At 64.0% G+C, this 26,153-nt stretch carries 21 protein-coding genes; 11 read left to right on the top strand and 10 right to left on the bottom strand.

Annotated features, from left to right (window positions below; all coding sequences use genetic code 11):
- Positions 1–54: 54 nt before the first annotated feature.
- The 5 genes from AC3IQ7_RS04065 to AC3IQ7_RS04045 all read left to right on the top strand — a co-directional run bounded on the left by AC3IQ7_RS04065 (position 55) and on the right by AC3IQ7_RS04045 (position 7,757).
- Positions 55–1,602, top strand: a complete 1,548-nt coding sequence (locus AC3IQ7_RS04065) for a C13 family peptidase (protein WP_489208418.1) — start codon at positions 55–57, stop codon at positions 1,600–1,602.
- 29 nt (positions 1,603–1,631) lie between these two features.
- Positions 1,632–2,006: a cation efflux protein, CzcI family gene (gene czcI, locus AC3IQ7_RS04060; protein ID WP_099378563.1), complete on the top strand. Its 375-nt coding sequence runs from the start codon at positions 1,632–1,634 to the stop codon at positions 2,004–2,006.
- Between the two features lie 91 nt (positions 2,007–2,097).
- The gene (locus tag AC3IQ7_RS04055; RefSeq protein ID WP_489208417.1) at positions 2,098–3,336 is read left to right on the top strand and encodes a TolC family protein; all 1,239 of its coding nucleotides are present in this window, start codon (positions 2,098–2,100) and stop codon (positions 3,334–3,336) included.
- Between the two features lie 13 nt (positions 3,337–3,349).
- Positions 3,350–4,555 (top strand): efflux RND transporter periplasmic adaptor subunit, encoded by a 1,206-nt coding sequence (locus tag AC3IQ7_RS04050; RefSeq protein ID WP_489208416.1) that lies wholly within the window; start codon positions 3,350–3,352, stop codon positions 4,553–4,555.
- A gap of 25 nt (positions 4,556–4,580) precedes the next feature.
- Positions 4,581–7,757, top strand: a complete 3,177-nt coding sequence (locus AC3IQ7_RS04045; protein ID WP_489208415.1) for an efflux RND transporter permease subunit — start codon at positions 4,581–4,583, stop codon at positions 7,755–7,757.
- A 13-nt stretch (positions 7,758–7,770) separates the two neighbouring features.
- Here the strand turns inward: AC3IQ7_RS04045 and AC3IQ7_RS04040 are convergent, their stop codons facing one another.
- A complete protein-coding gene (locus tag AC3IQ7_RS04040; protein WP_034753470.1) occupies positions 7,771–8,280 on the bottom strand; it encodes a hypothetical protein in 510 nt (169 codons plus the stop codon).
- 364 nt (positions 8,281–8,644) lie between these two features.
- On the opposite strand from AC3IQ7_RS04040, the gene AC3IQ7_RS04035 reads away from it, so the two are divergent.
- Positions 8,645–9,283: an Npun_F0296 family exosortase-dependent surface protein gene (locus AC3IQ7_RS04035; protein WP_322426772.1), complete on the top strand. Its 639-nt coding sequence runs from the start codon at positions 8,645–8,647 to the stop codon at positions 9,281–9,283.
- Between the two features lie 80 nt (positions 9,284–9,363).
- Here the strand turns inward: AC3IQ7_RS04035 and AC3IQ7_RS04030 are convergent, their stop codons facing one another.
- Positions 9,364–9,600: a hypothetical protein gene (locus AC3IQ7_RS04030; protein ID WP_158301226.1), complete on the bottom strand. Its 237-nt coding sequence runs from the start codon at positions 9,598–9,600 to the stop codon at positions 9,364–9,366.
- A gap of 211 nt (positions 9,601–9,811) precedes the next feature.
- Here AC3IQ7_RS04030 and AC3IQ7_RS04025 point away from each other — a divergent pair, with 211 nt between their 5' ends.
- The gene (locus AC3IQ7_RS04025; protein WP_099378558.1) at positions 9,812–10,186 is read left to right on the top strand and encodes a hypothetical protein; all 375 of its coding nucleotides are present in this window, start codon (positions 9,812–9,814) and stop codon (positions 10,184–10,186) included.
- On the opposite strand, the gene AC3IQ7_RS04020 is transcribed toward AC3IQ7_RS04025, so the two are convergent.
- Positions 10,187–13,225, bottom strand: coding sequence for a sensor domain-containing diguanylate cyclase (locus AC3IQ7_RS04020; protein WP_489208414.1), 3,039 nt, complete (start codon positions 13,223–13,225; stop codon positions 10,187–10,189).
- Positions 13,226–13,449: 224 nt separating this feature from the next.
- On the opposite strand from AC3IQ7_RS04020, the gene AC3IQ7_RS04015 reads away from it, so the two are divergent.
- Complete coding sequence (locus tag AC3IQ7_RS04015) at positions 13,450–14,169, top strand: helix-turn-helix domain-containing protein (RefSeq protein WP_099378556.1); 720 nt, start codon at positions 13,450–13,452, stop codon at positions 14,167–14,169.
- Here AC3IQ7_RS04015 and AC3IQ7_RS04010 read toward each other — a convergent pair.
- Together AC3IQ7_RS04010 and queC are read right to left on the bottom strand one after the other, a co-directional pair.
- On the bottom strand, positions 14,153–15,070 hold the full coding sequence (locus tag AC3IQ7_RS04010) for a sterol desaturase family protein (protein WP_489208413.1): 918 nt from the start codon (positions 15,068–15,070) through the stop codon (positions 14,153–14,155). The genes AC3IQ7_RS04015 and AC3IQ7_RS04010 overlap by 17 nt on opposite strands.
- 81 nt (positions 15,071–15,151) lie before the next feature.
- On the bottom strand, positions 15,152–15,865 hold the full coding sequence (queC, locus tag AC3IQ7_RS04005; RefSeq protein ID WP_099378554.1) for a 7-cyano-7-deazaguanine synthase QueC: 714 nt from the start codon (positions 15,863–15,865) through the stop codon (positions 15,152–15,154).
- 222 nt (positions 15,866–16,087) lie between these two features.
- Here queC and AC3IQ7_RS04000 point away from each other — a divergent pair, with 222 nt between their 5' ends.
- Positions 16,088–18,010 (top strand): autotransporter assembly complex protein TamA, encoded by a 1,923-nt coding sequence (locus AC3IQ7_RS04000; RefSeq protein ID WP_322426768.1) that lies wholly within the window; start codon positions 16,088–16,090, stop codon positions 18,008–18,010.
- Entirely contained in the window at positions 18,010–22,434 is a 4,425-nt protein-coding gene (locus AC3IQ7_RS03995; protein ID WP_489208412.1) for a translocation/assembly module TamB domain-containing protein, read from the top strand. The genes AC3IQ7_RS04000 and AC3IQ7_RS03995 overlap by 1 nt, the downstream gene beginning before the upstream one ends.
- Before the next feature lie 80 nt (positions 22,435–22,514).
- On the opposite strand, the gene AC3IQ7_RS03990 is transcribed toward AC3IQ7_RS03995, so the two are convergent.
- Positions 22,515–22,754, bottom strand: a complete 240-nt coding sequence (locus tag AC3IQ7_RS03990; RefSeq protein WP_099378551.1) for a hypothetical protein — start codon at positions 22,752–22,754, stop codon at positions 22,515–22,517.
- A 24-nt stretch (positions 22,755–22,778) separates the two neighbouring features.
- Complete coding sequence (locus tag AC3IQ7_RS03985) at positions 22,779–22,931, bottom strand: hypothetical protein (RefSeq protein ID WP_489208411.1); 153 nt, start codon at positions 22,929–22,931, stop codon at positions 22,779–22,781.
- A 222-nt stretch (positions 22,932–23,153) separates the two neighbouring features.
- On the opposite strand from AC3IQ7_RS03985, the gene AC3IQ7_RS03980 reads away from it, so the two are divergent.
- Positions 23,154–23,672, top strand: coding sequence for a CcdC protein domain-containing protein (locus AC3IQ7_RS03980; RefSeq protein ID WP_489208410.1), 519 nt, complete (start codon positions 23,154–23,156; stop codon positions 23,670–23,672).
- Position 23,673: 1 nt separating this feature from the next.
- Here the strand turns inward: AC3IQ7_RS03980 and AC3IQ7_RS03975 are convergent, their stop codons facing one another.
- The 3 genes from AC3IQ7_RS03975 to AC3IQ7_RS03965 all read right to left on the bottom strand — a co-directional run bounded on the left by AC3IQ7_RS03975 (position 23,674) and on the right by AC3IQ7_RS03965 (position 26,152).
- The gene (locus tag AC3IQ7_RS03975) at positions 23,674–24,483 is read right to left on the bottom strand and encodes a hypothetical protein (protein ID WP_489208409.1); all 810 of its coding nucleotides are present in this window, start codon (positions 24,481–24,483) and stop codon (positions 23,674–23,676) included.
- 87 nt (positions 24,484–24,570) lie between these two features.
- Positions 24,571–25,149: a nucleotidyltransferase family protein gene (locus tag AC3IQ7_RS03970; RefSeq protein ID WP_489208408.1), complete on the bottom strand. Its 579-nt coding sequence runs from the start codon at positions 25,147–25,149 to the stop codon at positions 24,571–24,573.
- 4 nt (positions 25,150–25,153) lie between these two features.
- On the bottom strand, positions 25,154–26,152 hold the full coding sequence (locus AC3IQ7_RS03965; protein ID WP_158301225.1) for a DUF4424 family protein: 999 nt from the start codon (positions 26,150–26,152) through the stop codon (positions 25,154–25,156).
- Position 26,153: the final 1 nt, after the last annotated feature.

Genomic DNA, 26,153 nt, shown 5'->3' with positions numbered 1-26,153 from the left:
ATGCTGGCAATACAGTGGCAGACTAGGCCCCTTCCTACAGACCAGACCGTCCTCATGACTGCCACGCTACGCGCCTCGCTTCGCCCCTACACCCTCGCCGGCCTGCTGGCCTTTGCCGCGCTGGGCATGCCGCCGCTGTGCGCCGCGCCAGCCAAGGCGCCGGCGGCGGAAACGGCCGATGGCGGACGCTATTTCGGCCCCCTCGTCACGGGCAAGATGCATGGCCAGGGCCGGCTCGAATACGCGAGCGGCGCGTTCTACGAAGGAGGTTTTGCGCGCGGCGTGTTTTCCGGCCAGGGCAAGCTGCGACAGGCGTCCGGCGTCGAATACACGGGCGCGTTCCGCCAGGGCGCCTTCGATGGCCTCGGCCGCTACACCTCGCCCAAGGGCGAAATTTACACGGGCAGCTTCGTCAAGGGCAGCTTCGAGGGACAAGGCCGCTTCCAGGGCGCCGATGGCGCCACCTTCGAAGGCCATTTCAAGCACTGGCGCCCGCACGGCGCCGGCAAGCTGACCGACACGGACGGCACCGTCTTCGAAGGCGAATTCGTCCAGGGCCAGGTGCAGGGCAAGGCCAGGGTCACCACCAGCGATGGCATCCACTACGAAGGCGAGCTGAAAGACTGGAAATTCGAGGGTGTAGGCGTGCTGCGCACGGCCGACGGCGACGAATACCGGGGCGGCTTCAAGAATGGCCAGTTCGATGGCAAGGGCGTGCTGCGCTACGCCGTGGCGCAAGCGGACGGCCGGCGCGAAGACAGCGGCAACTGGACGGAAGGCCAGCTGGACGACCCGGCCTTGGACAAGCTCACGCGCGACAATATAGAGCTGGCCCTGTATAACCAGCGCGCCCTGCTCGACAGCGCCCTGGCCAGGATCGCGCCGCGCGATGCGGCGAAGAAAATCAATCTGTATCTGCTGGGCGTGGCCGGCGATGGCGCGCAGGAAGTGTTTCACCGCGAAACGGCCTTCGTGCAGCGCCAGTTCGACCGCGATTACGGTACCGTGGGCCGCTCCTTGATGCTCGTCAACAGCCGCAACACGGTGGCGCAGCAGCCGATGGCCACGCGCACCAGTATCGCAGCCAGCCTCGACGCGCTGGGCGCGAAAATGGACAAGGCCAACGACATCCTGTTTTTATTCCTCACCAGCCACGGCTCGCCCGAGCACGAACTGGCGCTGGCGCAAAACGGCATGGACCTGCACAGCCTGCCCGCGCAAGAGCTGGCGTCCATGCTCAAGCACAGCGGCATCCGCTGGAAAGTCATCGTGATCTCGGCCTGCTATGCGGGCGGCTTCATTGCGCCATTGAAAGATGACAACACCCTCATTATCACGGCCGCACGCAGCGACCGCACCTCGTTCGGCTGCGACGACCAGAACGATTTCACCTACTTCAGCGAAGCGTATTTCAAGGAAGCCTTGCCCAAGAGCACCGGCTTTGCCGAAGCGTTCGACCAGGCCAGGGGGCTGGTGCAGGCGCGCGAGGCAGCCGATTTCCGCGAAGGCGGCATGGAGGCGGAAGAGCATTCCGAGCCGCAGCTGTTCCAGGGCAAGGCCATCGCCGCGCAACTGAAGGTGTGGCGCGCCCAGCCACGTTAAGCGCTTCTTTCTGTACAATAGCCGTCACCATGCGCCGATTCTTCCTCATTTTGCTGCTGTTCGTGCTTCCGCTCCAGATGTCCTGGGCCGCGGCGAGCGCGTATTGCCTGCACGAGGAAGGCAAGGCGGCGCAGCACCTGGGCCACCACAGCCACCAGCACAAGGCCGAGGCAGATGCGGACAAGCAACCCGCCGGTGACAAAAAGGTAGCTGACCAGCAGAAAAAAGGCCAGCCGCACAGCGATTGCAACGTCTGCCACGGCATCGGCCATGCATGGCTGCCGGCCGGCTCCAGCCTGCCCATCGGTGACATGGCGTCCGTGAACGCGGACACCTCCCCCTTCTTTTACGCTTCCCACATCCCGGACGCTCCCAAGCGCCCTGACTGGTCGTCGGCCACCTAGGCCGACGGGACGTTTCAATCACTTTTCGCTGTAAGCCAGGCGCAAGCCTGCGCGTCCCGTCGAATTCTTTTTCCATACCTTGGAGAATTCGATGCACCGTTCCATCTATCTGTTATTGCTCTCCGCTGGCCTGCTGGCCGGCAACTTTGCCCATGCGCAAGCGCCACAGGAGCCTGCCGGCCCCCTGACCTTGCCCGCCGCGCTGCTGCTGGCCGAAGGCGGCAACGCCACCCTGTCGGCCGCCCGCCATGAGCTGGCGGCGCAAGGCGGCGCGTTGCAACAGGCACGCGCCCTGCCCAATCCGGAATTGCAAACCGTGCTGGAAGACACGCGGCGCGCCACGCGCAGCACCACCGTGCAGCTGAACCAGTTGATCGAACTGGGCGGCAAGCGCGGGGCGCGCGCCGCCGTCGCCCAGCGCGGCGCAGACCTGGCGCAAGCGGGCCTGTCCCTGCAGCAAGCCGACACGCGCGCGGCCGTCACGTCCGCCTTTGTCGACGTGCTGGCGGCGCAGGAAGGCTTGCGCCTGGCCGACAGCGCACAGGCACTGGCCGCGCGCGCCAGCGACATCACGGCGCGCCGCGTGACGGCCGGCAAGGCCTCGCCCGTCGAGGAAACCCGCGCCCGTGTCGCCGAAGCGAGCGTGCGGCTGGAGCTGAACCTGGCCCGCAGCACCCTGGCCAGTGCCCGCAAACGCCTGGCCGCCCAGTGGGGCAACGCCACGCCACGCTTCAGTATCGCCGAGGGACGCCTGGAAACTTTGCCAGAGCTGCCCCAGGCAAGCGAACTGGCAGCGCGCCTTGGGCAAGCCCCGGCCGTGCGACAGGCGCAGAGCGCGCTGGCCCAGCGGCAAGCCATGCTGGACGTGGAACAGCGGCGCGCCACGCCCGACGTCACGGTCAGTATCGGCATGAAGCGCTCGGAAGAACTGGGCCGCAACCAGGCCATCATCGGCCTGGCCCTGCCGCTGCCTTTGTTCGACCGCAATGCGGGCAACAAGCTCGATGCCTTGCGCCGCAGCGACAAGGCCAGCGACGAGCTGGCCGCCGCCCGCATCGCCGTGCAAACGGCCGTGGCCGCCGCCACCGAACGCCTGGCCACGGCCCGGCTCGACGTGGAAAGCTTGCGCCAGGACATCTTGCCTGGCGCACAAAGCGCCTACGACGCGGCCAGCAAGGGTTTCGAGTTCGGCAAGTTCGCCTTCCTCGACGTGCTCGATGCCCAGCGCACCTTGCTGCAAGCCAAAAACCAATACCTGCGCGCCCTCACCGAAGCACACCAGGCCGCCGCCGACATCGAGCGCCTGCTGGGCGCACCAGCTCCCCTGTAAGGAATCCCCGACCATGAATATCAAACTCGACAAAAAACAGACGATCGCCATCGCGTCCATCGCCGCCGCCGGCATCGTGCTGGCCATCCTCATCCTCGGCACGGGCAAGTCCGGCGCCCCTTTGGTCCCTGCCGTCAAGGCGGAAGCACATGCTGAAAAGAAAGACGAACATGGCCACGAAGAAGTGGAAGGCAAGCTGGAATTGAGCGCCGCGCAAAGCAAGGCCGCCGGCGTCGTCATCGCTACGGCCGCGCCCGGTCGCATCAAGACGACGGTCGCCCTGCCCGGCGAAATCCGTTTCAATGAAGACCGCACGGCCCACGTCGTGCCGCGTCTGGCCGGCGTGGTGGAAGCCGTGCACGCGGACCTGGGCCAATTGGTGAAAAAGGGGCAAGTGCTGGCCGTCATCGCCAGCACGGAACTGTCGGAACAGCGCAGCGAGCTGCTGTCGGCGCAGCGGCGCCTGTCGCTGGCCCGTTCCACGTATGAGCGCGAAGAAAAACTGTGGCGCGAGAAAATTTCGGCCGAACAGGATTATCTGCAGGCGCAGCAGGCGTGGCGCGAAGCGGAAATCGCCGTGCAGAACGCGCAGCAAAAGCTCAGCGCGCTGGGCGCCACGAGTACCAGCAAAGGGCCGCTGAACCGCTACGACATCCGCGCGCCGTTCGACGGCATGGTGCTGGAAAAACACATCACCCTGGGCGAAGCCGTCAAGGAAGACGCGAACATCTTCGTCATTTCCGACCTGTCGACCGTGTGGGCGGAAATCGCCGTGCCGGCGAAAGACCTGGCCACCGTGCGCATGGGAGGCAAGGCGGAAGTCAAAGCCAGCGCTTTTGATGCCAGCGCGCAAGGCACGATCACCTATGTGGGCGCCTTGCTGGGCGAACAGACGCGCACGGCCAAGGCACGCATCAGCTTGCTGAACCCCGACATGGCGTGGCGCCCGGGCCTGTTCGTCACGGTGGAAGTGGTGTCCGGCGAAGCGGACGCGCCCGTCACCGTGCACAGCACGGCCATCCAGACGGTGGAAGACAAGCCCGTCGTCTTCGTGCAGGTCAAAGATGGCTACCAGGCCACGCCCGTGGTGCCGGGCCGCAGCGATGGCACATTGACGCATATCAAGCAGGGCCTGGCCGCTGGCACGCCGTATGCGGCGCAAGGCAGTTTTGTCCTGAAGTCCGAGCTGGGCAAAGATTCCGCCGGCCACGAACACTGATCACGTCAAACTAAAGGAAACCATCATGTTTGAACGCTTGATCCGCTTCGCCATCGACCAGCGCTGGCTGGTGATGCTGGCCGTGGCCGCCATGGCTGGCCTGGGCATCTACAGCTATCAAAAGCTGCCCATCGACGCCGTGCCCGACATCACCAATGTGCAGGTGCAAATCAATACCCAGTCCGCCGGCTATTCGCCGCTGGAAACCGAGCAGAGGGTCACTTTCCCCATCGAGACGGCCATGGCCGGCTTGCCCAACCTGGAGCAGACGCGCTCGCTGTCGCGCTACGGCCTGTCGCAAGTGACCGTGATTTTCAAGGATGGCACGGACATCTATTTTGCGCGCCAGATGATCAACGAGCGCTTGCAGGAAGCAAGGGAAAGTCTGCCGGCCGGCATCACGCCGAAGATGGGGCCCGTCTCCACGGGCCTCGGCGAAATCTACCTGTGGACGGTGGAAACGCAGGCGGGCGCGAAAAAGCCGGACGGCACGCCGTACACGCCGACGGACTTGCGCGAAATCCAGGACTGGATCATCAAGCCGCAGTTGCGCAATGTCACGGGCGTGACGGAAATCAATGCCATCGGCGGCTACGCCAAGCAATACCAGGTGGCGCCCTACCCGGAAAAACTGGCCGCCTACGGCATCAGCCTGCAAGACGTGGTGACGGCGCTCGAGCGCAACAACAGCAACGTGGGCGCCGGCTACATCGAACGGCAGGGCGAGCAATTGCTGATACGCGCGCCGGGCCAGGTGGCCTCAAAGAGCGACATCGCCAACATCGTCGTCGCCAATGTGCAGGGCGTGGCCATCCGCATCCGCGACGTGGCCGACGTGGTGCTGGGGCGCGAATTGCGCACGGGCGCGGCCACGGAAAACGGCCGCGAAGTGGTGCTCGGCACCGTCTTCATGCTGATCGGACAGAACAGCCGCGCCGTCTCGCAAGCCGTCGACAAAAAGATGGTGGAAATCAACCGCAGCCTGCCGAAAGGCGTGCACGCCGTCACCGTGTATGACCGCACGGTATTGGTCGACAAGGCGATCAATACGGTGAAGAAAAACCTGCTCGAAGGCGCCGTATTGGTGATCGCCATCCTGTTCCTGTTCCTCGGCAATATCCGCGCGGCCGTCATCACGGCCATGGTGATTCCGCTGGCCATGCTGTTCACGTTTACGGGCATGGTGCAATACCATGTGAGCGCCAATCTGATGAGTCTTGGGGCGCTCGATTTCGGCATCATCATCGATGGCGCCGTGGTGATCGTGGAAAACTGCGTGCGCCGCCTGGCCCATGCCCAGCAAAAACTGGGACGGCCCTTGACCTTGCAGGAACGTTTTCACGAAGTGTTTGCGGCATCGCAAGAGGCGCGCCGCCCCTTGCTGTATGGTCAGCTGATCATCATGGTCGTGTACCTGCCCATCTTTGCGCTGACGGGCGTGGAAGGCCGCATGTTTACGCCGATGGCCCTGACGGTCGTCATCGCCCTGCTGGGCGCCATGCTGCTGTCGATCACCTTCATCCCCGCCGCCGTGGCGCTGTTTATCGGCGACAAGGTGGCGGAGAAGGAAAACGCCATCATGCGCGCCGCCAAGCGCTGGTATGCGCCGCTGCTGGACAAGGTGATGCGCAACACGCCCGTCGTGCTGACGGGCGCGGCGGTGGCCGTCGTGCTGTCGGGCTTGCTAGCCACGCGCATGGGCAGCGAGTTCGTGCCCAGCCTGAACGAGGGCGACATCGCCATCCAGGCCCTGCGCATCCCCGGCACCAGCCTGAGCCAATCGCTGGCCATGCAGCAACAGCTGGAAAGCAAGCTGATGGCAAACCACAAGGAAATCGCGCGCGTCTTCGCCCGCACGGGAACGGCCGAGATCGCCTCGGACCCCATGCCGCCGAATATTTCCGACGGCTACATCATGCTCAAGCCCCGCGATCAGTGGCCGGAACCGGGAAAATCGCGCGAGCAATTGCTGGCGGAAATCGAAGCGACGGCCACCAGCTTGCCTGGCAATAACTACGAGTTTTCGCAGCCGATCCAGCTGCGCTTCAACGAACTGATTTCCGGCGTGCGCAGCGACGTGGCAGTGAAACTGTTCGGCGACGACATGGCCGTGCTCGACAGCACGGCGGCGAAGATCGCCGGTGTGCTGGGCAAGATTGCCGGCGCAACAGAGGTGAAAGTCGAGCAGACGACGGGGCTGCCCATGCTGACGGTGCAGATCGACCGCGAGCAGACGGCGAGATACGGTCTCAACATTGCCGACGTGCAAGCGGCGATTGCCACGGCCATCGGCGGGCAAGAGGCAGGCACCCTGTTCCAGGGCGACCGCCGCTTCGACATCGTCGTGCGCCTGCCCGACAGCCTGCGCAGCGACCTGGAGCAATTAAAACGCCTGCCCATCGCCCTGCCCCTGGGCGCGGCGACGGAAGGCCGTGCGCGCTTCATCCCGCTCGGTGAAGTGGCCAGCCTGCAAGTGGCGCCGGGGCCGAACCAGATCAGCCGCGAGGATGGCAAGCGCCGCATCGTCATCAGCGCCAACGTGCGCGGACGCGATATCGGCTCGTTTGTGGCCGACGCCACGCAACAGTTGCAATCGCAGGTGGCCATCCCGGCCGGCTACTGGACCAGTTGGGGCGGCCAGTTCGAACAGTTGCAGTCGGCCACGAAACGCCTGCAGCTGGTGGTGCCCGTGGCGCTGGCCCTCGTCTTCGTCTTGCTGTTTGCCATGTTCGGCAACGTGAAGGATGGCTTGCTCGTGTTCAGCGGTATCCCGTTCGCCTTGACGGGCGGCATCGTCGCCCTGTGGCTGCGCGACATCCCCATGTCGATCTCGGCGGCCGTCGGCTTCATCGCCCTGTCCGGTGTGGCCGTGCTGAACGGCCTGGTGATGATCGCCTACATCCGCCAGCTGCGCGAACAGGGCATGCCCTTGCAGGAGGCGATACGGGAAGGGGCGATCACGCGCTTGCGGCCCGTGCTGATGACGGCGCTGGTGGCCTCGCTGGGTTTCGTGCCGATGGCCATTGCCACGGGCACGGGCGCCGAAGTACAGCGCCCGCTGGCCACCGTGGTGATCGGCGGCATTTTGTCGTCGACGGCCTTGACCTTGCTGGTGCTGCCGCTGCTGTACCGGCTCGCGTACCGCCGGCAAGAGGAGGTGGAAATGTCCGCCTCACGCGAAGGCGCAGCGGTGCAGATGTAGCGGCGGTGCCGGACTACGGGCGGCGGTAGCCGCCCTCGATCCAGTTCGCTGCGGACGTGGCGTTGAACTTGAACGCGGCCGAGGTACGCACCTTGGCGATCTGTTCGCCGTCGGCGTCGTAGGCGCTCAGTTCCGCGTACGGGTGGTCTTCGTCGGGGACGATGTCGAACATCACCTTGACTTGTCCCTCGTCCGTGGCGACAAACAGGTTCTTGTGCAATTGCGCATGCAGCTGCTGCTCATGGCGACGCAGCACTTCCGACGCCGTCTTGACCAAGGTATTGAACGCGTTGACGTCGAGCGGCTTCGGGTTTTTCTTGTCGCGGCCCATGGTCCACGGACCCACGAGGGCCGGCTCCGGTTCGCCATCCTTGATCATGGCCACGGCCCAGCCTTCATCTTCCTCGTTCTTGATCACGCGCGCCGTCCAGCCATTGCCTACCCACAGGCGCGGCTCCTGGATCGGGGCGTCGTTGTCCTGCTCGGCTGCTTCGTCGGAAAAGTCGGGGAAATCGGTACTCATGGCGGTGCTCGTGATGGAAGGTCGGGGCTAGCATGATAGTCGAAAACGCCCGCCCGTGCCGCCTTGCCGCAAGGTAAGGCGCGGCCCGCCATAGTCGATCCCGGCAAGAAGACAAGCTATCAATGTAGTAGCTTTACTCTAGCAATCGCGCTTTGATATTTCTCAAGTAAACCTATTATTATTTTGCAATCTGAATTGTGTTTTTTATATTTAAATATTGCATGTAGTAATGCTTGGCCTCCAGAAACTCTTTTCTCCTGCGACGCCCCTCGTCCCCGCGCGCCGCACTGCCTCGCCACGCCGGGCACTTTCGTCGTTCCTGATAAAAATAGCTGTGTACACCAATACATTCGAGGGAATCAACATGAAAATCTTGTCCACTCTGGCCTGCGCCACGCTCGCCATCGCCGCAGGCAGCGCCAGCGCAATTCCCACCTTCACTACCGGCGGTACGGTACTGGCAGGCGAGGGGCTGGTCACGTCGGTCGCGGGCGCCACCACCATCGATTTCAATGATGGCCTCGTACCCGGCAATTACACGGGTAACGTCTTTACCAGCGATCACCCAAGCTATGCCGCGCAGCCACCGAACGATCTGACGGCCTTCTATTCCGTCGGCGTGACGAATGGCCAGATCACCCCTGGCGTCGCTACCTTCGGTGGCGGATTGAGCTATTTTGGTTTCTACATGGGTTCGCCAGACGCGTATAACAGCGTCGTCTTCACCATGGGAGATCAAAGCACGGTCACCTTGACGGGATCGCAAATCGCCACCTTGGGCAGTGTCAGCGCCAATGGTGATCAATCGGTGGGCCTGTATGTGAACGCGTGGGCGGGCGAAGGGGCAACATTTACCACGATCGCCTTCCACTCGACAGGCCAGGATGCATTTGAAAGCGATAACCACGCCTTCATCGCCGCCGTGCCCGAACCGGAAACCTATGCCATGTTGCTGGCCGGCCTGGGCTTGCTGGGCTTCATGCTGCGCCGCAAACCATCCTGATTCCAGGCATGCACCGACAAAAGCCCGCACTGCGGGCTTTTGTCACTACCAGGCGAGGCATGTCTTGCAACGACCACGCATCAGCACATGGACATGGCAGGCCGGTTGGGCCAGGTCAGCGGTGGACCGGGCGGCACCCAGCGCGGGTCGATGGCCGGCAGCGGCGCATGGTAATTGAAGGGGTTGATGATGATCGGCGGTATCGCCGATGGCGCGCCGACGGGCTCGGCGCAGGACTGCCTGGCGCTACGCTGGCGCGTGCTTCGATGGTGGGAAAGGGATAGCGATTGATCCCCGGTATCTGCAAACAAAAGCATGTTGCCCTCCTTGCGAGACTGAGGTGTTCAGTATAGGACGGCTTGCGCACATTACAAGAAAAGAAATCTTGTTCCAGATCAGCGTTTTTCTGTCCCCAGCGCCTTCCATACCGTGAAAATGACGGCCTGTCGCACGCCACTGGCGGCCAGCCGGGCGCGCCCCTACAGTGTGACCATGCAACACCCCATCACCCACACACTGAGGCTTACCATGAAAAAATTGCTCACCTTCGTCCTCATCGTCATGCTTGCCTGCCTGTTCCTCGACAAGATCAGCGGCAGCGACATGCACATGCAGTTCCACGGCGACGATGTCGACGGGCCGCTGGAGTGGCTGTTCGGCCTGGTGTTTGCCGGCGGTGGCTTGCTGATCGCCGCCATTGCGGTGGTGTGCGCCGCCATCATCACGGGCGTGGTCCTGGCGGGAGTCGGCGTGGTGCTGATCGCCGTCGTGGCCCTGTGCGTGGTGCTGGCGCTGGCCTTGAGCACGCCCGTGCTGCTGCCGTTGCTGATTCCCGTCGCCATCGTCTGGCTGATCGTCAGCCGCAACCGTAAGCAGGCGCAAGCGCGTCAGCACAGCCTGTAATCACTGCGCCATGAACTTGCTGAGCACGCCGTCGCTACCGCCATCATTCTGTTCGATGCGGTTGCGCCCGCCACGCTTGGCCCGATACAACGCCTCGTCGGCACGCGCCAGCACGGCTTCGCAATCAGCATCGGTACCGGCCATGGCGGCCATGCCGATGCTCACCGTGATGCTGATCACAATGCCACCATCGATGGTCAGCGAACTTTCCGCCACGCGCCGGCGCAACCGTTCGGCAAACACGGCGGCGGCGCTCAAATCCGTGCCGGGCAGCAAGATGGCGAATTCCTCGCCACCCACGCGGCCCGGCACGTCGACCTTGCGCAGCGCCTGGCACATCAGCGCGCCCAGGTGGCGCAGCACGGTATCGCCCACGGCATGGCCATACTCGTCGTTGACGCGCTTGAAGTGATCGATGTCGAGCATCAGCACGCTGGCGCAGCTGGCCAGTTCGCGCTGCAAGCGGGCATGCTCGTTTTCCAGCGACGCCATGAAGTGGCGCCGGTTCGGCAAACCGGTTAAAAAATCCGTAGTGGCCAGTTGCAACAGTTCCGCGTTCATGCGCTTGCGCTCGGTGATATCGAGCGAGGACACCATGACGAAATCGAGGCTGTCCGCATGGCCGGGCATCACCAGCAAGCTCAATTCATTTTGCCTCGCCGCGCCATCGAGACGCACGAAGCTGCTTTCGCACTCGAACAGGTGGGCGCCGCCAGCCAGCGCCAGCAGCGCATCGCCAAAGCGCGGCAAGGCGCTGTCGTCGAAATTCTGCGCCAGGCCCAGCGCGCCGCGGCGCTGGTCATCCTCGTTGGCGCGCACCTGCGCCAGCGCGGCGCCGTTCGCATCGATGATGCGCACCAGCCCCGCCAGTTGCCGCAGCGCATCCGGATTGGCCTGGAAGTGGGCGCCCAGGTCGTGCACGCCGGCTAGCTCGAGAGCATCGAGCGCGGCGCGCACAGCCGACCAGTCCTGTTCCCACAGGGCCACGGGCGCATGGTCGTACAGACTGCGGAAACGCGCTTCGCCCGCGCGCAGGGCCAGCGCCACCTGCGCCTGTTCGATGGCCATGCCGGCCAGGTGCGCCGCCTCGCTCAGCCGCGCCAGATGGGCCGCGCCCGGCAAGGTCGGATGGCGGTGATACGCCATCAGCACGCCCAGCAGCTTGCCCGAGCCGCCACGCACGGGCTCGGCCCAGCACGATTGCAGCTGGGCCTGCCACGCCAGTTCCATCGTCTCCTGCGCATCCGCATGCAAGTCACCGACGATCACGCGCTGACCATCGCGCACGGCTTGCGCGGCGATGCCATGCACGCCCTGCAGGGTGTCGAGGTCATGGCCATGGCTGGACAGGTTGAAAAACGCGGGCAAGCCCGGCGCCGCTCCCAGCACCAGGCGGTGGCGGCTTTCATCGAGCAGCAAGATGCTGCACAGCATGGCGGGATGGTCGGCTTGCACGCTCAGCACCACGCTTTCCAGCACCCGTTCCAGCGGCGCGCCCGTGGCCAGCATTTCCAGCACTTGCCGCCGCGTATGTTCGCGCCGCTCCATCTGGCTGCGCTCGCTGATATCGCGGAAGGTCCACAAGCGCGCCTGCTCATTGCCCAGTTGCATGCTGCGCACATATTGCTCGACCACCCGTCCATCGCGCAGGTGCAGCACGTCGCGCCGTTCGCGGTGGCCATGCGGCGCATGGACGCGTGCTCCGAGGAAAGGCGCCGCCTGCTCCAGCTGGCTTTCCACATGGCGCACCAGCGCCGCGCCATCGGCTTGCCAGTCGAGCGCGTCGGGCACTTGCCACAGGTCGCGGAAACGCCGGTTCGACGTGAAGATGCGTTCCTCGGTATTGTCGACCAGAATGCCGTCGATGGTCGAATCGAGGATGCTGCGCAGCATGGCCTGGCTGCGCTGCGCCGCCTCGGCCATCGCCAGCACGCTCGCCTGCCCCTGCTCCAGCTGGCCGGTCAGCTCGCTCGAACGCGCCAGCGCCGCCTGGGCGCGGGCGCGGCCCGCCGCCAGCAGCCAGGCGGCCAGCGCCAGCACGATACTGGCCAGCACGCCGGTCAAGGCCACCAGGCGGGGCCGCGCCAGCAGTTCGCCATCAAAGCCCGGCATGGCGCGCACGCGCAAGGTCCAGGCATGACCGGCGATGCTGATCGCTTGCTGCGACACCAGGCTGTCCGAGGCGGCAGACGACAAGGCGCCCGGCAAGCTGTCATACATCAGGGCCGCCTCGGCCAGTTGCGCGCCGTCATAGATTTCCAGGTCCAGCTGGCGCGCGCTCTCGCCTCCCACGCCCGCCATCAGGTCGCCCATGCGAAATGGCGCAAACACCCAGGCGCGCAAGGCGGCGCGGCGCTGCTCCACGCTGCCATGCAGCAAGCCATTGTCATACACGGGCAGCACGACGAGGAAGCCATGCGCCTGGGCGCTGCCGCCATCCTGCACCAGGTGGATCTTTCCCGTCATGGCGGCTTGCCCCGTGTCGCGCGCCTGTTCGAGCGCGGCGCGACGTACGGGTTCGGAGCCGATGTCGTAGCCGAAGGCCAGCAGGTTGCTCTCGCTCAAAGGTTCCAGATAGGTGATCGGCGCATGCCAGGCACGCTGGCCGTGCGGACGCACGGCATAGCCGGGATAGCCGTCCGCGCGCACGCCGGCCTCGTGCCGCGCCAGGGCGCCGCCGGACAACAGCGGCAGGTAGCCGATGCCATGGATGCCGGGAAAGTGGCGGTCCACCTGCTGCACCGCCAGGTAGGCATGGAATTCGCGGCGCGTGACTTCCTGCGAACTGGCATACAGTCCCTGCACCCCGTGCAGCACCTGGATATAGGTCTGCATGCGGCCGACGATGTTGCCCACCAGTTCGCGCACGCGGAAATCGAAATCGGCCTGCACCTGCTGCTCGCTGGCATCGTCGGCATTGCGCCAGGCGCCGTACGTCAATCCCAGGCACAGCGCCAGCACCAGCGCTGCCAACGCGCGCGGTCCCACCCAGTACGATACTGGCCAGGCAAACCACGACGAAGACGCACGTGTAGGCATGACAGGTGGACAAGCAGAACGGACATCAAACCGCTACACGGCCAGCAACATGGCTGGCAGCGGGCTGCACGACTACCATCGGTAGTCGATGAGAATGATAGTACGTTACAGCGGGCAGCCATGCAATGCTGAATATTGTATTAAAAAAATCACATATTTCATCAATGCAACGATACGTACTCCAGGAAAATTCGATGCCATGAAAACCATCCCCGCCGGCTGGTATGATCGCCCCGCAATCCATCACCTGGGAGTCGCGTTTGCAACAGGATAGCTGGCAGGGAACACTTTGGCTGGCGCCGGACTTTGCCATCTTGCATGGCGCAGCAGGCGCCACGGACAGCCACGCCCATTATGCGCACCAGCTGATGCTGAGCACGGGGGAGCCTTTCACGGCCGAGCTCGACGGCATCGTCCACACGGCGCGGCACTTGCTGGTCGATAGCCTGCGCCCGCACGCCATCCTGAGCGCGCCGGCGCCCATGCTGACCATCTATGCGGAACCGCAGCGCCTGCGCGGCGCGACCCTGCTGGCCGCGGCCGGCAGCGCAGGCGTGCCCAGCCTGGACAATCTGGCTGCCGCGCTGCAGGCCCAGCCACGCGAAGACTTGCCCGATCCCCGCCTGCGGCGGGCGCTGGACAAGGTCGACGCGCTGCTGTCGGGCAAGGTCAGCGCGGCCACCGTGGCCGAGGCGGCGCATTTGTCGCTGAGCCAGCTGGAACGCCTGTTCAGCGCCCAGCTGGGCCTGCCCGTGCGGCGGCTAGTGCTGTGGCGCCGCTTGCGCCTGGCCATCCGTTTCATCTTGCTCGGCAGCACCTTGACGGACGCGGCCCACGGCGCCGGCTTTGCCGATGCCGCGCATTTTTCGCGCACCATGCGCAGCCTGTTCGGCGTGCGCGCCGACCGCAGCTTGCGCCAGCTCAACGTCAAGCTGCTCGATTGATGACGCCTTTGAGCGCCTGCTTCAAGCCGACCGGCAACTCGGGTGCGCGCACGCCCTCTTCCGCTCGGAACGGTTCCAGCAGTTGCGCCCCATATGCGGGCGGGTAATCGGGACGGCTGCCGATGCCCAGGTCCTCGCCCCGCATGCGGTAATCCGGGGCATCGAAACGCGTGCCCAGCAGGCGGTCCCAGCAGGTAAAGAACAAGCCGAAATTCACGTCGCCGGCCGTGCCGTATTTCATGTGATGAAAACGGTGCAGGGGCGCCCAGGCAAACACGTGGCGCAGCGGCCCCATGCGCATGTCGACATTCGCGTGCTGCAGCAGCAACTGGATCGCCACGGCAAACGCCAGCACGGCCATGACCTTCTCAGGTATGCCCAGCAGCAGCAAGGGCAGCATGCCGCCCGTCGCTTCCAGCAGCAAATGCAGCGGATGTTTCATCCAGCCATTAAAACCGTACAGGCGCGTCACGCTGTGGTGCACGGCATGCAGTTTCCACAGAAAATAATAGCGGTGGCTCAGGTAATGCACGAGCGTTATGCCGCAGTCGGCGAGAAGGATGGCCAGCAGCAATTGCAGCCAGAACGGCCAGGTGCCGGGCCAGAAGTCTCCCAGCGCCAGGTATCCGGCCAGCAAGGGAAACGCCGCCAGGCCCAGCAGGTATAGCGCTTCATTGACGAACGCATGCAGCGTATCGCGCCAGCCGTCGCCGTGATCGTGGTTCCACGCGCCGTCATACGGCAGACAGCGTTCGGCAAGAAAGGAAGTGAGCAGGGCCAGCAGCAGCAAGGGCGGCAAGACCCAGAGAGAATAGTCGCACACCGCGACCAGGCAACTGGCGGCGCCGATGAAGCCGGCCCAGAACACGGGGCCGTACAGCGCGGCAAAGAGGGATTTCATGGCAAGACGCTCCTGTGGCAAAAACCACAGCATGGCGTGTCCCCCTGCCGCGCCGCTTGAAGAAACGGCGCAAGCTGTTTTTTACTTTGCTGCCTTGCGCGCAGCGTATTGCTGGTAGCCATTCGCGCGCAGGGCGCAGGCGGGGCAGGTGCCGCAGCCATAGCCCCAGTCGTGCAGCTCGCCACGCTCGCCCAGGTAGCACGTATGCGTACCGCTACGGATCAGGTCGACCAGCGGCTGGCCGCCCAGGTCTTCCGCCAGGTCCCAGCTTTGCGCCTTGTCCAGCCACATCAGCGGCGTTTCCAGCTTCAATCGTGTATTCATGCCCAGATTCAGGGCCACTTGCAGGGCCTTCATCGTGTCGTCGCGGCAATCCGGGTAGCCGGAGAAATCCGTCTCGCACATGCCGCCCACCAGCACCGTCAAGCCGCGGCGGTACGCCACGGTGGCGGCCACGGTCATGAACAGCAAGTTGCGTCCAGGAACAAAGGTATTTGGCAAGCCGTTTTCCTGCATGACGATCTCGACGTTCTGCGTCATGGCCGTATCGGAAATGGCGGAAATGAGCGACAGGTCGATCATGTGATCCTCGCCCAGGCGGCTGTCCCATTCGGGTGACTGCTGGCGCATCTGTTCCAGTACGCCGGGCCGCACGGTCAGTTCGATCGCATGGCGCTGGCCGTAATCAAAGCCGATGGTTTCCACGCGGCTATAGTGCTTCAAGGCCCAGGCCAGGCAGGTGGTGGAATCTTGCCCACCGCTAAAGAGCACCAGTGCGGAGTCCGTTGCTAGCATAAATTTTCTTTCTATGTTTTTATCTGTTGCAATAGTGCGCGGGGAAACATGATTCCCCATGCAAAAAATACTTATTCGTCCGCCATCAGTTTACCTATTCCGGTAACATGCAGTCAGCATTTACTCATCTGGAGCACCATGTTTTCTGCACGACCCATACGGCATACGGCTGCCGGCAAGGCGATACGACCACGAATTTTGGCACAAGTAGTGACAAAAGTAATGGGGCAACTGACACTGGCGGCCGCCGGCGGTGCCATATTGCTGTTTCCCATCGCCCATGCCGGCGCGCAGGAGGCGACGCAAGAGCGCCCGCAAGACGCCGTTGCCGACAGCTCCGCCGCCACGGAAGCGGCGCCCGCCCCGCTGCAGTACGAGGTCAAGGTCAACGCGCCGGGCGACCTCGATGAGTTGCTTGAAAAAAACCTGGACCTGGAACGCTTCCGCGGCAACCCGCGCATGGACCGCGAGCAATTGCGGCGCCTCGTGCGCGGTACGCCCGAAGAAGCCAAAAACCTCATCGCCACGGCCGGCTACTACACGCCCGTCGTCACGGTGCGCGTCGATACGACGGGCGCCAAACCCGTCGTCATCGTCGACGTCGACCCGGGCCAGCCCGCGACCATCGACAAGGTCGAGCTGGAATTGCGCGGCTTCGATCCCACGCCGCCGCTGGCCGCCAGCGAGCCCTACGATACGGAAGCCCTGAAGCGCAGCTGGTCGCTGAAGACGGGCAGCGTGTTTCGCCAATCCGACTGGGAATCGGCCAAGCGCGCGCTGCTGCGCGAAGTGGTGCAGACGCGCTATCCGCGCGCCCAGCTGGTCGATACGCAAGCCGTGGTCGACCCGGAAACGCACAAGGTCTCCTTGCTGGTGGTGCTCGACAGCGGCCCCGAACTGCGCTTTGGCGAGCTGCGCATCGAAGGCCTGAAGCGCTACCCGGAAGCCATCATCCGCAACCTCGACAAGATCCGTCCCGGCGAGTACTACAGCGAATCGGCGCTGCAATCGTTGCAGGCGCGCCTGCAGGACACCGGCTACTTTGCCAGCGTGGAAGTGAGCGCCGACATGAGCAGCATTCTCAACGAGCAGATCGAGGCAGGCCAGGAAAGCCAGCAAGCCGAGGCCGCAAGTGCCAGCGCCGGCGCCGTGCCCGAAGCCAAACCCGTCAACCGCGGCCCCGCGCCGCAGCTGCCGCTGGTGGTGCGCGTAACGGAAAACAAGCAGCAGAACGTCAGCGCCGGTCTCGGTTTCAGTACGAATACGGGGAATCGCGCCCAGCTCAACTATGACAACCTGAACGTGTGGGGCACGCGCTTCAAGAGCGCGATCACCATGGAAACGAAGAAACAGGCGGCGCACGCCAATTTTTATTTCCCCACCACTGAGCGCGGCTACAACGACAGCGCGGGCGCATCGTTCGAGCGCAGCGACATTTCCAACGAAATCACGGCCGTCACGACCATTTCGGCCAAGCGCAACTGGGGCGGCACCAACCTGGAGCGCAGCCTGACGTTCGAGTTCCTCAGCGAAGACAAGACCGTCGTCGGCCTGGAACAGACGCGCAGCAAGAGCTTGCCACTGACCTATGCCATCACCAAGCGTAGCCTCGACAGCCTGCTGTTTCCCACCAAGGGTTATGTCATCAATGCCCAGGTGGGCGGCGCCCTGCTGCCCGTGCTGACGGATGAGCGCTTCGTGCGCGTGGCCGGCAAGGCCGTGTATTACCGTCCGCTCGGTGAAAAAGGCGAGCTGATCGTGCGCGGCGAAATGGGCGCGCTCGGTTCGAAGGAAAAACGCGGCGTGCCGGCCGTCTACCTGTTCCGCGCGGGCGGCGACCAGTCGGTGCGCGGCTATGCCTACCAGGAACTGGGCGTCAAGGAAGGCGACGCCACAGTCGGCGGACGCTACATGCTCACCGGCAGCGCCGAATACCAGTACTGGTTCAAGCCGAAGTGGGCCATTGCCGCCTTCTATGACGCCGGCAACGCGGCCGATACCGTGAAAGCGGCCATGACGCCGAAGTCGGGCTACGGCCTGGGCGGACGCTACAAGAGCCCCGTCGGCCCCATCAATGTCGACGTGGCGTACGGCCACGCCGTCCACGCCTACCGTTTGCACTTCTCTCTGGGATTCACTTTCTGATGTCCGATATGACTACCGAGGCGCCAAACGCCGCGCCCCAGCCCCCAGTAAAAAAAACGCGCCGCTGGCCCCGCTATGTGGCGATCGCCGTCGCCAGCCTGGCCGTGCTGCTGGGCGGCGCCTTCTGGTTCCTGGGCCGCGAATCGACCTTGCAGATGCTGGTGCAAAAAGTGGCCAGCGCCAGCGGCGGCGACATCGAAGTATCGGGCGTGTCCGGCTCGCTGTACAACCGCATGCACCTGGGCCACGTCAGCTACCGCAGCAAGACGCAGCACATCACGGCCGACAATATCGACATCAACTGGTCGCCGTTCCAGTTCTTCTCGGAAGGCATCGCCATCAGCGAACTGCACGTGGCCAGCCTGTCCGTGGAAAGCACGGCGCCGTCCGAAGAACCGTCGACCATGCCCGCCAGCCTGGCTTCGCCGTTCAAGATCGGCATCGCCGACGCGCGCCTGGACAAGGTGACCCTGGTCAGCGCGGGCGGCAACACGGTATTTGAAAAGATCCACTTCACCTTGTCCGGCGACAAGACGCAATGGCAGCTGGAAGACGCTTCGGCGCTGACACCGTTCGGCCAGGTCACGGCCAGCGCGACAATTGCCGCCACGCAGCCATTCAAACTGTCAGGCAAGGCCGGCTTGACGCAGCTCAACCCCGCCGCCGGCGAAAAACCGGCGGCCCTCGCCTTGCAGCTGGGCGGCGACTTGAACGTACTGAACGTGACAGCCAAGGGCAGCGCGGGCGCGGCCACGGCCGACGCCCAGCTGGCGCTGGCGCCGTTCGACCCTGTCATCATCCTGCGCTCGGCCAATATCCGTGGCCGCAACATCAATCCGGGCAAGTTTGACGCCACCTTGCCACAGGCGGACCTGAGCCTGGAACTCGACGCCGCCATCGACACGCGTCCCAACGCGCAGACCGTGTCGGGCAAGCTGGCCATCCTCAACCACGCCACGCCGGGCCCCATCGACCAGCAAAAATTGCCGCTGCGCCAGTTCGAGGCGCGCCTGGGCGGCACCCTGACGGCCACCACGCTCGAGTCAGCCATCATCGACTTCGGCAACGCGGGCAAGTTCACGGGCAGCGGCAAGCTCAACCGCGATGCGGCCGACGCGCCCATCGGCAATGCGCAATTGACCCTGCACACGGACAAGATCGACTTGCAGCATATTTACAGCAGCATCAACAGCACCAAGATCGTCGGCGATATCGTGCTCGACAGCGACGGCAAGACGCAAACCCTGCGCGCCAAGCTGGGCGAAGCCAAGCTGCGCCTGGACGTGGAAGCCACCCTCGCCGACTCACTGGTGCAACTGCGCAAGGCGACCTTGCAAGCAGGCAAAAGCAGCGTCAACGCGACGGGCCAGATCAGTCTGAAGGATGAACAACCCTTCAAGGCCGTGGCCAGCACCAGCCGTCTTAATCCCGCCGACTTCGGCGCCTTCCCCGTGGCCGACCTGAACCTCGACGTGCGCGCGAACGGCCACGTGGCCCCCCAGTGGCTGGCGAATGCGGACTTCACCGTGCGCCCCAGCAAGCTGCTCGACCAGCCCCTGTCCGGCAAGGGCAAGCTGACGGCCGATGCGGCCCATTTCAGCGGCATCGACGTGCAGTTGGCGCTGGGCAAGAACAACGTGACGGCCAAGGGCAACTTTGGCGGCGCCGGCGAAAAGCTCAACTGGAACGTCGATGCACGGCAACTTTCCGCCCTGCAGGGTGATTTGCTGGGTACCGTGCTGGCCAGCGGCGTGGTGCAAGGCACCCTGCAGCAGCCGCGCACGAGCTTCGTTGCGGATGCGAAAGGACTGGGATTGACCAGCGGCAAGCGTCCCGCGCCCGACAGCGCCATCCACGCCAGCGGCGACGTGGGCCTGACGGGACCGAAGAAGGAAGCGGAACTGAAAATGACGGGTTCCTTACAGAAGATCAACCCGGCCGCGTTTGGTGCATCACTGCCCAATGGCAACGTCAATGCGGATTTCAACGGCAACGGCCGCCTGAGCGGCGACTGGCAAGTGGCCCTCAACCTGGCCCTGCGCGAATCGACCTTGCAAAACGCCCCGCTGGCCGGCTACGCCAAACTGTCGGCCAACGCCAAGCGCATCGACAGCGTGGATACGGAACTGCGCCTGGGGCCGAACAGCCTGCTGGCCAAGGGCGCACTGGGCGGCGCCACCGACAAGCTGACGTGGAAACTCGATGCGCCGCAACTGTCGACCCTGGGCCCGCGCTTTGCCGGCGTGCTGCAGGCGGCCGGCTCCGTCTCGGGCAAGATGGATGCACCGGCAGCGCAACTGACCTTGGATGGCCGTGACCTGACCTTCTTTGGCGACCAGCAACTGAAATCCATCAAAGGCAGCGCCAGCGTGGGCGCTGGCCAGGGCGCGCTCGACCCCATGGTCAGCAGCCTGGACATCATGGGCTACAGCACGCCCACCTTCAAGCTGGCCAGCGCCCGCCTGGCCACGACGGGCACGCGCGGCAGCCACACCGTGAACCTGGCGGCGCGCAACGACGATTTCGATGCCACCGTGCAAATCCGGGGCAGCCAGAGCGGCGCCAGCTGGACAGGCACCATCGACAGCCTGCAAAACAAGGGCCGCTATGCGCTGGTACTGCAAGCGCCCGTGCCCGTCAAAGTGGCGGGCCCTGCCGGCAGCGGCGTGGCGGGCCTGGGCCAGCCTGAACAGATCAGCGTGGGCAACACCGTCATCAAATTGCCCGCAGGCAGCATCACCATGCAAAACCTCGTCAAGAACGGCCCCCGCTGGACCAGTTCCGGCCAGGCGGCCGGCGTGGCCCTGACCTATCTGGCGCAAGTGATTCCCGCGCTGCAAGCCAATGCGCGCAGCGACCTGACCTTGGGCGCGCAATGGTCGCTCGACATGCAAGTGCCGACGGCCAAGCAGAAAGATCCATCACTGGCCGGCATGCTGCACATCTACCGCGAAAAAGGCGACGTAACGGTGGGCGTGGAACAGCCGCTGGCACTGGGCTTGCGCACCCTCGATGCAAGAGTGGACGTGGCCAACCAGCAATTGCGCCTGGCCGTGAAACTCGATGGCGCGCGCGCGGGCCAGAGCGACATCAATGCCACTGTGCAAATGCTGGGCGGACGCATCAGCAATGACAGCGCCCTCTCGCTGACGGCCACCACCAACGTCGATACACTGGCCTGGCTGGCGCCACTGACGGGCCAGCCAGGCCTGGAACTGGGCGGCGCCCTGAAAATCGCGCTGGCTGGCAGCGGCACCATCGGCGCGCCGCAATTGAATGGCGACATCAACGGCAGCAAGTTGCTGGTGAACTGGGCCGACCAGGGCTTGAAATTGCGCAATGGCGTGCTGCAAGCCAAGCTGGCCGGCGATCAATTGCAATTGCAGCGCCTGAGCTTTGACGGCGGCGATGGCAAGGTGCAGGCAGATGGCTGGGTACGCTTTGCGAATGGCGAAGCGAGCCTGGAACTGAAATTGATGGCCGACCGCCTGCAGGCGCTGTCGCGCCCCGACCGCACCTTGATCCTGTCGGGCAACAGCACCTTGGTGCGCAACGACAAGCGTTTCAGCTTCGAGGGCAAATTCAAGGCCAACCGCGCGCTGATCGAACTGGCGCCGCAGGATACCCCGACGCAAAGCGGCGACGTGGTAGTGCTGGGCAAGGAAGTCAAAGGCAGCAAGGAAGCGCCATCCTTGCCCCTGAATATCGACCTCGAGTTCGACCTGGGCAATGCCTTCCACCTGCGCGGCATGGGCATCGATGCGGACCTGGCTGGCAATGTGCGCGCCAGAGTCATCAACCGCGCCGCGCCACGCGTGACGGGCAGCATCAAGGTTACCAGCGGCCAGTACGCGGCCTACGGACAAAAGCTGTCGATCGAACGGGGCTTGATCGCCTTCACGGGCGCCTACGACAACCCGTCCCTGAACATCCTGGCCGTGCGCAAGCGTCCCGAAGGCGAAGCCTTGTCGGAAACGAATGTGGAAGCGGGCGTGGAAGTGCGCGGCACGGCCCAGGCGCCAACAGCCAAGCTGGTCTCCACGCCGAGCGTGTCGGACAGCGACAAGCTGGCCTGGCTGATCCTCGGCCACGGCGCGGAAACGGCGGCCGGCGATGAAATGGCCCTCTTGACGACGGCCGCAGGCGCCCTCTTCGGCGGCTCCGGCGGCGGCTTGCAGGGCAAGCTGGCCAGTTCGCTGGGACTCGATGAGGTGGGCCTGTCACAGGCACAAGGGCTGGAAAGCACGGTTGTCACCGTCGGCAAGCGCCTGTCCTCGCGCGCCTACCTGACGTTCGAGCAAGGCACGAGCACGGCGACGAGCCTGGTCAAGCTGCGTTACAAGCTGAACCGCCGCATTACTTTGCAGTTCCAGACGGGCACCAACAATGCGCTGGACGTCCTTTACACCTGGGCGTTCGATTGATTCATTGATTGATTCAACGCAAGCGAAAAACACAAAGGGCGCCTCGGCGCCCTTTTCTTTGCTCTACCGCAAAAGCGATCTTACTCAGCCACGTCGAGGCCCCGCTCGATCATGCCTTCAACATACGCGCGCAGGTACTGTTCCAGCGCGGGGCCGGACAGCACGTTGGCCGTCAGCGCGCCGTGCGGCGAGCCTTTCAGCACGCCGTCGTGGTACACGCGCGCAATCCAGGCCACGTCCGTGCCCTGGGTGTAATCGAGTTCATAGTCGAACGATTCTCCGCTGACTTTGCGTGTGTAGACTTCCTTGACAATTGCCATCTAAAACAGCCTTTCTTGACGAGATTAACTGGGATGCGGGTGCGGCACGGGATCATCCTGCGGCACCGGGTGCACGGGCCCCGGATGGTGCCCGGGCGCGTCTTGCGGCTCCGGCGCCGGCATGGGTTCATCGACGGGCGCCGGGTCGGGCGCGCGGTGGGCATGGATGACTGACATGGCTGGCCTCCCTGCAGACAAAAGAAGACCATACCACGAGATGCCCGCCGCTGCCCTTATTTGCCTGCCAGTTTGATATCGGCGGCCAGCGCCCTGCCATGACAGACCATAGTGCTTGCATGCCAAGTAAATGTCAACATGCAACTTTTACCGTTTGACAAGCATCGCCGCCTGTCCCCATCTGGCTTACAATCGCTGTTTTACCCGTACCCGATTGCATACATGGAAACCACCACCCTCGCCCTGCTGTTACTGGTCCCGCTGCTGGTCTGGCGCATTTATTCGCGCCTGAAGAAACTGGTGGCGCGCCAGAAGTCGCAGCTGTGGCGGCACTGGACCGTGGCGATCGCGTTCCCCGCGTTGCTGCTGTTCCTGGCGACGACGACGAAATTCGACACCCTGCCCCTGTCCAGCCTGGGCGCGGCCGCACTGGCCGGCGGCTGGCTGGGCATGCTGGGTTTGAAGCTGACGCGCTTCGAGCACGTCGGCAAGGACTTTTTCTTTACCCAGCACAGCTACCTGGGCCTGGCCATCACGATGTTGTTCATCGCACGATTGCTGTACCGCGGCATGGAGATTTACCTGAACTCGCGCCAGGACGTGCCCGTGCCGCCGCCACCGTTCGGCCAGAGCCCGCTGACCATGGCTGCCTACGGCCTCGTCATCGGCTACTACGCCGTGTATGCGTGGGGCCTGGTGCGCTGGCGCCAGCGCAACAAGCCCTTGCAAGCCTCAGAGTAAATCAATAGTACTGGCACAGGCCAGTACACGTCGTCACCGCCAGCGCCTGGCGTATCGTCGCCAGCGCCGGCGCCAAGGCAGGGTCGAGGTCCTTGTCCGCCTCGGCCAGGCTGGTCAGCAGGCGCTCGCGCAAGGGCGGCGCCATCAGATTGGCATTTGCCGTGGCATGCTGCGCCGCCGTTGCCAGCATGACTTTCTTTTGCGCCACATTCCAGAACGGCACCTGCACAAACTGCACCACATTCGCAAACATGGTGCTCGATCCCTTGCTGAAGGCGCGGGCGCGCATACGCTCGGCACCGCTCACGTCCTGCGCCGGCTGCGTGCTGAACTCGGCTTCCATCAAACCGATCAAGTGCGCATGGCAATGCACGCCGAAGGCAAACAGGGCGGCCATTTCATCGCCATAATTGGCCAGGTTCTGCGTCACCTGCTCCCGGCGCGCCTGCTGCAGCTCCGCGCCGGACAGCAGCAGCGGCCGTTGCAAGCCAAACGTGTAATACGCCTTGCCCAGGTTGGTCGCCCGCTCGCAAACGGCCACGCTCTGGTTCATGTCCTGCAGCGCGGCCACGGGCGCCTGGAACAGGCGCGGGCCATCGGCGACCTGGGCAAACAATGCCGCCACGGCAGGGTCGGCCAAATGCGGCAAGCTGCCATCGGCAGTGGACGCGGCCATCATCGCTTCCAGGCGCGTGGCAGCTTGCTGGAAATCGGTATAGCTGTCGGCGCAGGCGACGGGTGCTACGAGGGCGGAGGAAAGGCAGAACAGGTGGCCGAGGCGGCGCAGCGGCGTGGAAATCAAGAAGGACATGGGATCAGGAAAACACTATTGGAAAATTGGCAATTATAGGCAATCTGTATCCACAGTGCATTTAATTGCGTTTTACACCACATTTATCTAGGCGATGATGGTGACGCGCGGCCAGCGCGCCGCATAGTCCTTACTGGCCAGGCGCTGCGCATAGCCGTCCAGGCTGATGCGCGCCGGGTTGCGCCGCACCACCATATTGAACAGATCATCGAGGCCATGCGGCGCGACGATGCCGATCTCGCCGTCAGGCTGCAGATAGATGCCAACCGAGGTGGCAAATTCGGGCCAGGTAGCGATGGCGTCGTCGAGCGACAGCAGCGGCGGCACGGCATAGCCAAAAGCATCTTCGAACCACAGGTGCACCCGCGCCTGATTGCAGACCTCCCACGGCACGCCGGGCAACGCAGTTTCCAGGCGCTGGCGCAGTTCCACCTCGCGCCGGGGTTGCACATCGTGCGCATCGAAATACGCCACGTCGACGTCGCTCAAGGCCGACGGTTGCGCGTAGCCGTGCAAGGCGTCCCACACGAGGTTGCGCACGGCGCCGGCACCGATGCAGCAGTGGGGCAAGCCCAGCTGCGCCACGGCTTGCAAGGCTTGCATGCACCACGGTGTGGCGCGGGCGATGGCGCGCAAACGCACCGCCAGTGCCTGCTGCTCGCTCACGTGCTCACGGCCGGATCTGCGGCGCCACGCCGTCGTGGGCACCACCGATCTCGACATTGCCAAAGTACACGTCCAGGTCCTGTTTCGGATGGAAGTTGCGCAGCTTGACTTGCAAGGTGGTGGGGTTGATTTTCGTAAACGTACCGGGGAAGCACAGGCTGACCAGCTCGTCCGACTTGCCCTTGATCAGGTTCAAGGTAAAGTCTTCGATGCCATTCTTCCATGTATTGCCCGTCGTCAGAATGTACGAGACCCACACGGCATTGACGAAGCCGCTTTCACCCTGCTTGGCCGCCAGGCGGTTCCACGTCTTGTAGAAGGCCTTGTCGCCGCAGTATTTCTTTTCAAAGGCATTGCCATCGCCCAGGTAGGAAGCGCCAGGACCGGCCGCGACGAACGGCGCATATTGATGGCGCACGCGCACGACTTTGCCGGCGGGGAATTTCTGCTGCCACAGGTAGATGACTTTCACGGTCCAGGCCGGCACCCATTCCTCGTCGTACAGCTGGGCCAGTAGGCCTTCACGGATCATGATCTTGCTCTGCGCGGCCGTCAGCGGCGTCACTTTCTTGTCGAACGGCGTGTGCGAGGGGAAATACGCAATTTGCGCATCCGACAATCCCAGCTGGCGCAAGCGGGCCGTCACGTCCTCGGCATCGAGCTTAGCGACAAAGGTGGTTTTATAATCCTTGCGCTTGCCATCCACGTCGACAGTAAACTGCTGCGGCTGGCCATAATACGTGGGCGAGCCGTGGTAGCCGGACGCGTATTCTGGCAAGGGGAAGAAGATCGTCTCTTCCACATCCCTGGCCGATTCATTGAGGAATTCGTACTCGACCTTGATCAAGTCCGTGCTCACGCTGAGCACTTCCTTTTTCATGGCCACGGCATCCGTCTTGCCGAACAGAATGCCGCCCGCGCTCACGGAACCGATGCCGTCGTTGGCCACGGCCGTGCCGGCCAATGCCAGCGACAGGGCCGCGGCCAGAATGAGCTTGCCCATG

The organism is Janthinobacterium sp. GL_088, from assembly GCF_057837845.1.
This window is presented reverse-complemented; position numbering and strand designations above follow the sequence as displayed.